The sequence below is a fragment of the Promicromonospora sp. NPDC059942 genome, assembly GCF_042731755.1.
GTDB lineage: Bacteria > Actinomycetota > Actinomycetes > Actinomycetales > Cellulomonadaceae > Promicromonospora.
The window spans coordinates 1-3,581 of the sequence record NZ_JBHWLR010000050.1 but is presented as its reverse complement, the minus strand read 5'-3'; the positions used below and the strand labels follow the sequence as shown (position 1 = coordinate 3,581).

Genomic DNA, 3,581 nt, shown 5'->3' with positions numbered 1-3,581 from the left:
ATTTCACGCAGATTAAACACTATATCTGCGTGTTTACTTTTATGTTCAAATAACTTTTTTCAATTAAGGAAATGAAAGTGCTAAATTCTATATTAAGTAAGAGTAAATTATTTTAGGGATCTCATGTGTTCATATTAGTATTAATTACTTAAAATAAAGTAATAATCGTTTATAATTCGTTTATATATAGGTGACAATTTGTTAGAACTATGTTACATTATTTAACGAAAATGTGAGGTGCAATAAATGAAATATAATTATATAGATCTATTCAGTGGAGCTGGTGGTATGTCTTTAGGTTTTGATCTAGAAGGATTTAAAAATGTATTTTCAGTCGAATATGATCTTCAAACAGCTCAAACATACAGATATAATTTTCCGAATCATGTTTTAATCAATAAGGATATACAAGAAATTTCAACAAATGAAATAAAAAAAATAATTAATAATAATACAGTTGATGTAATTATAGGAGGACCGCCATGTCAAGGTTTTAGTTTAGCAGGGAAATTTGGTAGAACATTTATTGATGATCCAAGAAATCAACTATTTAAAGAATATTTAAGATTTGTATCAATTTTAAAACCAAAAATCTTTATTATTGAGAATGTTGCTAGATTAGTATCTCATAATAAAGGAAAAACTATTCGAGAAATACAAGAATCAATTGAAAAACTAGGTTATAAGGTTAAGTATGAAATTTTACAAACTTCAGATTATAACATCCCTCAGAAAAGACAAAGAGTTTTTATAGTAGGGTATAAAAACATTGAATTTAATTACCCTGAAAAATTAAAAAGAAAAGTTACAATAAAAGAGGCAATAAGCGATTTACCCCCCTTAAAAAATGGGGAAAAATCTAAAATACCTAATCATTTTGCAATGAATCACTCGCAAGAAATGCTTTATAAAATGAGTTTTATAAGTGATGGTGGTAATAGATTGCAAATACCAGAAGAAATAAGACCTAAAAGTGGTGATGCTAGAAAATATATAAAGTATAAAAGTGACGAACCATCAATCCCAGTCACAGGAGATATGCGTAAAGTGTTTCATTACAGTCAAAATAGAGCGCTTACAAGCAGAGAGTTAGCAAGAATACAAACTTTTCCAGATGATTTTATATTTAAAGGTACAAGCATAAACGTTCAACAACAAATTGGTAATGCTGTACCACCAAAGCTCGCCAAACTTATAGCCTATCAAGTAAATTTAGCACTTAGTGAGGGTAGATAATGAAAAAGAAGTTTCCAAAAGTAAATTATATTGGCAATAAAGAAAAATTAGCTGACTGGATTATAGATTCATTGCCTATTAAGAATGGAGTGGTTTTAGATGGTTTCTCCGGAGGAAATTCAGTATCTTATGAGTTAAAGAAATCCGGGTTTAAAGTTATTTCTAACGATGCGCTCTATTCTTCTTACTGTATTTCAAAATCTTTTATAGAAAATTCAGACGTTAGAATAGGTATTGAAGAGATCTATGAAGCATTAAATGAAAAAGATTATAAAACGACCTATAACAGGATAAGATGTCTTGGAAATAATTTATATTTTGAAGACGAAATTGATGAATTAGCAAGATTAGTAAGATATTCTTATAGACTTGAAGGTTATAAAAGGTTTATGTTTTTAGCACTTTTAAGAAGGGCAATGATTAGAAAATTGCCATATTCAAGAATGAATGTTAATTGGGAAAATATTGTTAAGTTAAGAGACGAGGATTATTCATATAAGAAATATGGTAGAAGAAGAGCATATCATAATATGAGTTTTTCGTATCATATGTTACATAATATTGACGAATACAATGATTCTGTGTTCACTAATAATAAGAATAACCTTAGTACGCAGATGAATATTAAAGATGCTATTGTGAAATATAAAGACGAAATTGATTTAATATATTTGGATCCTCCTTATCCCGGAACTATGAATAAGTATCAGGAATTTTATGGGGTCTTTGATCAAATTTTCAACAAGGAAATAGAATTTGATGATTTGACTAATTATAAAACATTTTTGTCGAAATTCGAACAGATTATAAAGCTTTGTAGAAAATGTTCTAGATATTTAGTAATAAGTTTGAATGCAAATGTTAAACCTTCAGTTGAAGAAATCAAAATTATTTTACAGAAATATGGTTCAGTTGAAATTAAAAGTAGGAAACATAATTATCAAATTAGTGGAAAAAAAAATAAAAATAAAAATGTAGAATTGATAGCAATAATAAAATTTTAATATTGTACAATATGATGTATTCTCTTATAATTAAATAAAAAAGGGGGATATAATAACAAAAATGAATCAAAATTCAAAAAAAGCTAGTGTTACACAAAATTATGAAAATTACTGGAAATTAACTGTAGAAACTACAAATATACATGGTTCTCAATTTATTGATACACTAAGAATCATTATAGATTTTATTGATGAGAATCATGAAGAATTAAAGTTAAATAAACCTAATCCAACTTTTAATAAAATTTTACAGAAAAGAGTCAATCAAATTTTCCAAAAGAAAGATTACGGTTCAACAAGAAAAGGTATAAATCAGTTTATAAAATTAGGATTTGTAAAACCTTTTTATAATGGTTATCATAAAGACGCTAAAAAGTTTCTTAATGCTAATACAGATGAGCAAAGAGAATTAATATTTTCCAATATATTTTATTCTAACGCATCTTTTAACACTTCATATAGTGTTGATAATACAACCCAAAATCAAATCAAATTTCTTGTTAAAACTTTACAATACCATCCTCAAAAATCGCTTACTGAAGATGAACTAAATGCATTGATGGTCACACCTAATATTTCTAGTTATACTAAGGGGTATTTAAGTAAAAAAGAAATAGATCAAAAAAAAATATATGCTAGGCAAATAAAGTTTCAAGATAGGAAGTATAATCAAATTAGATATGTTTATACATTTTTAAAATATGTTGATGGTGTTCAGGTAATAGGTAATAAAGTTGGAAAACGAGTTATTAAGTATTTTGAAATAGATGATGAAAAGGAAATTCCTACTACATTTGACACAACTAGAGATCAATATAAATGGAGGCTAACATGTAAGGAACTATATGCTGAAAGTCAAAGAATATATGGTAAAAAAGTTTGTTATTTTACTAAGAAATCACTTCAAGGTCTAACTGCTTCACATATATGGAGCTTTAATGATGCAATGAAAATAGGAGACGATGAAGCAGCATATGATTATAAAAATACTATCTTATTAGAAAAAAACACCGATCAATACTTTGATTCTTACAAAATGACTTTTGATAAGTATGGTAATCCAATTTTTAGTGATGAGGTTTCTGATGATTATTTAGATATGCATTCAAATAATAAATTAGACAATGAAATTATGATTTCTGAACGTATCAATTATTTGAAAAGACATAATTTAAAGTACTATGAGAAATTTGCGAAAACAAAAGCTTGTGATAGTGAATAAGTGATACTTTTGTGAAATGTATCACAAAATGCTTTTAATTTACCTAAAATGATGTAGTATATGAAGTGTAAGGAAAGAGTAAATTATTGAGGTGATGACTATGAGAAATGCTATAGAAG

General features: G+C 26.7%; 3 protein-coding genes. All 3 read left to right on the top strand.

The genetic code is table 11. The features are described 5' to 3' along the window. Positions 1-246 precede the first annotated feature (246 nt). Positions 247-1,236: a DNA cytosine methyltransferase gene (locus ACFV9Q_RS29190; protein WP_002438205.1), complete on the top strand. Its 990-nt coding sequence runs from the start codon at positions 247-249 to the stop codon at positions 1,234-1,236. Continuing rightward, positions 1,236-2,240 carry a DNA adenine methylase gene (locus ACFV9Q_RS29185; protein WP_002438208.1) on the top strand — a complete coding sequence of 335 codons (1,005 nt, stop codon included), beginning with the start codon at positions 1,236-1,238 and terminating at the stop codon, positions 2,238-2,240. The genes ACFV9Q_RS29190 and ACFV9Q_RS29185 overlap by 1 nt, the downstream gene beginning before the upstream one ends. A 61-nt stretch (positions 2,241-2,301) precedes the next feature. Then, positions 2,302-3,462 carry an HNH endonuclease gene (locus ACFV9Q_RS29180; protein WP_002438209.1) on the top strand — a complete coding sequence of 387 codons (1,161 nt, stop codon included), beginning with the start codon at positions 2,302-2,304 and terminating at the stop codon, positions 3,460-3,462. The last annotated feature ends 119 nt before the right edge of the window (positions 3,463-3,581 follow it).